Source organism: Streptosporangium sp. NPDC006013 (assembly GCF_040614275.1).
GTDB lineage: Bacteria > Actinomycetota > Actinomycetes > Streptosporangiales > Streptosporangiaceae > Streptosporangium.
In genome coordinates this window covers 1-5,084 of sequence record NZ_JBEXUE010000616.1, presented here as the reverse complement: position 1 = coordinate 5,084, position 5,084 = coordinate 1, and the positions used below count along the sequence as shown (strand labels likewise).

The 5,084-nt window shown below is 74.3% G+C and carries 3 protein-coding genes; all 3 read left to right on the top strand.

Features of this window, described 5'->3' with window-relative positions:
- Nucleotides 1-51: 51 nt before the first annotated feature.
- The 3 genes from lanL (at nt 52) to ABZ260_RS46165 (ending at nt 4,895) form a co-directional block, all read left to right on the top strand.
- Complete coding sequence (gene lanL / locus ABZ260_RS46175) at nt 52-2,841, top strand: class IV lanthionine synthetase LanL (protein WP_355630952.1); 2,790 nt, start codon at nt 52-54, stop codon at nt 2,839-2,841.
- Nucleotides 2,841-4,661 (top strand): alpha/beta fold hydrolase, encoded by a 1,821-nt coding sequence (locus tag ABZ260_RS46170; protein ID WP_355630949.1) that lies wholly within the window; start codon nt 2,841-2,843, stop codon nt 4,659-4,661. Before lanL ends, ABZ260_RS46170 begins: the two co-directional genes overlap by 1 nt.
- A gap of 117 nt (nt 4,662-4,778) precedes the next feature.
- Nucleotides 4,779-4,895: an ALQxL family class IV lanthipeptide gene (locus ABZ260_RS46165; RefSeq protein ID WP_355630946.1), complete on the top strand. Its 117-nt coding sequence runs from the start codon at nt 4,779-4,781 to the stop codon at nt 4,893-4,895.
- Nucleotides 4,896-5,084 lie beyond the last annotated feature (189 nt).

Below are 5,084 nucleotides of genomic sequence, written 5' to 3'. Positions count from 1 at the left end.
GATGGCTCGACATCGGCCCCTGCCGGAGAACACGAATGGAGATTCGGCGTCGTGAGTGAACGTGGTTCGGCGGGGGACGGCGTCTCCGGTGCAGACCGTCATGTCCTGGGGGACATTGCCCGTGCGACATTGCATCGCATAGCGGGTGACAAGGACTCGATATCCGGTACCGGGTCCGACGGCATCCCAGGTTGGGATCTCCACGTCGACTCGCCCTGGACGTACGTGACCCCGGCCGACGCGACCACGCAGGCGCAGGGCTGGAAGCTGCATGTGGCGGCGACGCCGTTGTCGGCTTCGGTGGTGCTGGCGCGCGCGGTGCGGGTGCTGGGGCGCCGCCGTTGCCCCTTCAAGTACGCCACCGACTTCGACGAGCTGGGCCGGCTCGTGGCACGCAACCAGGACCGGGGGTCGGTGGGCAAGTTCATCACGGTCTACCCGCCCGACGACGCGAGCGCGGTGGAGATCGCGGAGGAACTGCACGAGGCCACCTACGGCCTGCCGGGCGCGCCGATCCTCTCCGACCGGATCTACCGGCCGGGCAGCCTGGTGTACTACCGCTTCGGGGTGTTCTCGGCGCCCAGTGTGCTCGACAACGACGGCTCCTACGCCTCGCGACTCACCGCGCCCGACGGCACTCAGGAGACCGACGAGCGCAGAGCGTGGTACTCCCCGCCGGCGTGGGTGACCTGCCCGTTCGACTCGGGTCGCACTCCGGCCAGGACCACCGCACCGGAGGCGGTCCTGCTGGCCGACCGGTTCGTGGTGCGCGAGGCCATCCGGCACGGCGCCAAGGGCGGGGTGTTCCTGGCGGAGGACCGCACGGACGGCGGTCAGGCGGTGATCAAGCAGGCGCGTCCCCACCTGAGCGCCGGGCTCGACGGAACCGATGATCGGGACCGGATGCGCCATGAGGCGCGCATGCTGGAGATCTTCGGGCCGCTGGGCGTCACGGCGCGCAAGGTGCTCCTCTTCGAACAGAACGACAACCTGTTCCTGGCGCAGGAACACATCGCGGGCACCCCGCTGAACAACTGGGAGGCCGCTCAGCACGACCGGCCCGGCGTCGTGCTGGGCGTCCTGCGCCGCCTGGCCGCGCTGGTCGCCGTCGTGCACGAACAGGGCCATGTGCTGCGCGACCTGACGCCCAACAACATCATGGTGACCGAGGACGGCGACTGCCGCCTGATCGACCTGGAGATGACCGTCGTGCCCGGCGCGCCGGTCGGGCGCGCGTTCACTCCCGGTTACGCACCGCCCGAGCAGGTGAACTCCGCCCTGTACGCTCCCGCGCTCGGCGTGGAGGCCGACCTGTACGCGCTCGGGGCGACGACGTTGTTCACGGCCACCTCCTGCCAGCCGCCTTACCTGCGGGACCGGCCCACCGACGCGCGGTCCTGGGACGAGCGGGTGGAGACGGTGGTGCGGGTGGCGGCTGCGGACGACCCGCTGGCCACCGCGCTGTCCCCGCTGATCCTGGGCCTGATGCGCGAGGATCCCGCGCAGCGCTGGGACCTGCCGCGGGTGCGGGAGTTCCTGGACGACGTGGACGTCGCCGCCCTGGGATCCGCCACCCGGACCGCCGGTTTCCGGCTGGGCGCGGCCGAGCAGGACCGCCTGCTCCACGACGGGCTCGCCTACACGTTGCGCACCATGTCGCCCGGCACCGGCGAGCAGCCGGTCGCCCGCCTGTGGCCCAACTGGGGCTTCGGCCTGACCGCCGACCCGTGCGCCGTCCAGTACGGCTCCGCCGGGGTGATCGCTCTGTGGGCCGCCGTGCTGGACCCCGCTCGGGCGGACGACGCGCTGCCGCCGGACACCCGGGCCAGCCTGACCGTCGCCCTGCGGGAAGCGGCGGACTGGACGGTGCGGCGGCTGGCGCGCGAACAGCGGCCCTCCCCAGGCCTGTACTTCGGCCGGGCGGGCATCGCCGTGGCCCTGCACGACGCCGGCCGCGCGCTCGACAGGGAGAGCCTGCGCACCGCCGGCGTGGAGCTGGGGCTGGACCTGCCGGTCACCTGGCCCAACCCGGACATCTGCCATGGCGCGGCCGGGACGGGGACGGCCCTGCTGCACCTGTGGCGCGCCACCGGCGACCCGCGGTTCCGGGACCTGGCGGACGCCTGCGCCGACGGCCTGCTCAAGGCGGCGCAACGGACCCCTGATGGTGTGCTGTGGCCCATCCCCAGGGACTTCGGTTCCGCGCTGGCGGGTACGGAGCACTACGGCTTCGCGCACGGCATCGCCGGGGTCGGCGCGTATCTGCTGGCCGCCGGGGTCGCGCTCGACCGGGACGACTGCCTGGAGGCCGCCCTGCTCGCCGGGGAGACCCTGCTCGGCGCGGCCGAGTACCGCGGGGAGAGCGCCTGGTGGGCCGAGGGCCCGGGTGGCGGGACGAAGCTGCCGCACTGGTGCAACGGCTCCTCCGGCGTCGGCACCTACCTGGTGCGCCTGTACGCGGCGACCGGGGACCAGCGCTTCCGGGACGCCGCCCACGCGGCCGCGCTGGCCGTCCACGGCAGCCGGCTGACCTCGGGGACGGCCGCGTGTCACGGAATCGCCGGCGACGGGCAGTTCCTGCTGGACATGGCCGACCTGCTCGGCGAGCGCGCCTATCACGACCAGGCGGAGGAACTGGCGGCGTCCTTGTGGGCGCGCGCCGTCCTGCGCGACGGGCTCATGGTGGTGCCCGACGAGCTCTCCGGTGAGGACATCTCCGTCGCCTGGAACACCGGGCTGGCCGGGGTGCTGGACTTCCTGCACCGGCTGCGACACGGCGGTCCGCGCCGGTGGATGGCCGAGACGGGCGCCGAGGCATGGACGCGCGGCGGCAAGGTGTGATGATCTCCGACACGATGAGCCCGGCCGCCACGGTGACCGGCGGGCGGCAGCGGTCGTTCGTCCACCGGCTGAACTTCCGCTTCTCCCCCGGCGGAAGGTACGCCGCCTGCCTGGCCGCCGACGACCGCGACCCCGCGATGTACCCGGAACTGTGGGACCTCACCGGCCCCGAGCCCCGGCCCCGGGCGGTACGCACCCGAGACGGCGAGAGCGCGGCGAGCGTGCCGCTGCCCGCGGACGACGGCGACCTGCTGCTGTGCCGGTCCGGAGCCTACGGCTCGCGGCTCACCTTCGCCGCGTCCCGTGCCGAGGGCGGGCGACCGGTCGAGGAGGTCGAGCTGATCGCCGTCCGAAGAGGCGGTCTGCGGCTCCTCCCCGGTCCGGCGCGGACCCCCGCTCTGGTGCTGGAGATGGACGGGGACGGGGGCACCACGGTGTGGCGCCTGCCCGGCGGGGCCGTGCCGCCGGAACAGATCACCCGGGTACCACACTCGATCGGCGGAGCGGTCTGGCTCGACGAGCGCGGGCACGCCCTCGCGCTGGCCACCGGCGAGCCGGGGACGGGCACCGTGGTCCTGGATCTGACGCGCGGCACCATCACGTCCCTCGGCCTGCCCGCCGGCGAGCACCTGCTGCTGGCCGCGCCCCGCGGCGGGGTGCTGCTGACCGCCGCGCCGCACGGTGGCGGCTACCGGCTCGGCGTGCGCCGCCTCGACGACCCGGCGCCGACGGCCTTCCCCGATCGGCTGAACGCCGTCGAGGGCAGCGTGGCCCCGCTGGCGCTGGACCCCACCGGGCGGCTCCTGGCCCTGTCGGTCACCCGCCGCGCCCGCTCCCACCTGCTGGTCCATGATCTGACGGCGGACGCCCCCGAGGAGATCGAGCTGCCGCCCGGTGCCCTGCATCCGACGGCCCACTGGTCCGACGCCGGCCTGCATCTGGTGCACAGCGCCGCCGACCGTCCGACGGGCGTCATCACGATTCCGGACCCGTCCCGGCCGCGCGTCCTGGCCGCGACCGGCGAACACTGGTCCGGGTGGGCCTCGCCGCGGGCGCGGGAGTATCCGGCGCCGGCGGGCAGCACGGAGGCCGTCGTGTACGGCGATCCGGCCGGCGCCCCGCGCCTGGTGGTGGCGCTGCACGGCGGCCCCGAGGCCGCGTGGCAGCTCGACTTCGACCCGCTGTTCCAGCGCCTCGCCGCCGAGGAGATCGCGGTGGTGGCGCCCAACCAGCGGGGCAGCACCGGCTACGGCGCGGCCCACCGCGACTCCATCCACGGCGCCTGGGGCGGTCCCGACCTGGCCGACATCCTGCACCTGGGCCGCCGGCTGGCGGCCGAGCGCGGCCCGGGCCGGCCGCGGCCCATGCTCTACGGCGCGAGCTATGGCGCGTACCTGGCGCTGCTGGCCGCGGCGGCGGAGCCGGATCTGTGGGAGCGGGCCGTGGTCGTCGCGCCGTTCCTGTCCGGCCGACTGCTCTACGAGGACGGGCCGATCTCGGTTCGCAACCTGATCGACCGGCTGGGCGGGCGCGAGGAGATCCACGATGACGACCTCGGGCCGCGCGATCTGCTCCGGCTGGCCGACCGCATCCGGTTGCCGCTGCTCATCGTGCACGGCGAGGATGACCCGATCATCCCGGTCGGCCACTCCCGCCGCCTGCACGAGCGGCTGCGGCGAACCCGCCACCCCGACGCCGCGCCGGTGACCTATCTGGAGGTTCCCGGCGCGGGCCACGACCCGCTGTCCGACATCGGCGGGCATGCCACCGGGAAGCGCGTGCTCGGCTTCCTGCGCAACGAGCAGGACCGCGCCGGCTGAGGCGCGGGCCGCCGGACCGGTTCCCCGGGACGTGCGTTTCGGTCCGTGCCCTTCCGCGAGCCGGGCCGGTACCCAAGCCGCCTCGATCCGGCGGCGTGAAAGAAGAAAGGAAAACCGATGGAACTCGACATCACCACTCTTGACCTGCTCCCGGCCGCCCAGGAGTCCAGGCTGTATCCCTGCGGGTGCACCTGCACGCTGCCGAGCTTCATAACCGGTGTCGTGGCCCGCTAATGCCGGACCAAGCCTCGGATTCCCACGCCGGGCAGGTGACGCGGCGGGATGGTGATCGCCTCCTCGCCGCCACGGCGCGCGGCCTCTGGGCGCCCCTGGCGGTGACCGCGGCGGCCGTCGCCCTGTCGACGGCCGCCGCCCTGGCCCTGCCCGCCGCGCTGGCCACCGCCGTGGACGGCGTGGTGTCCG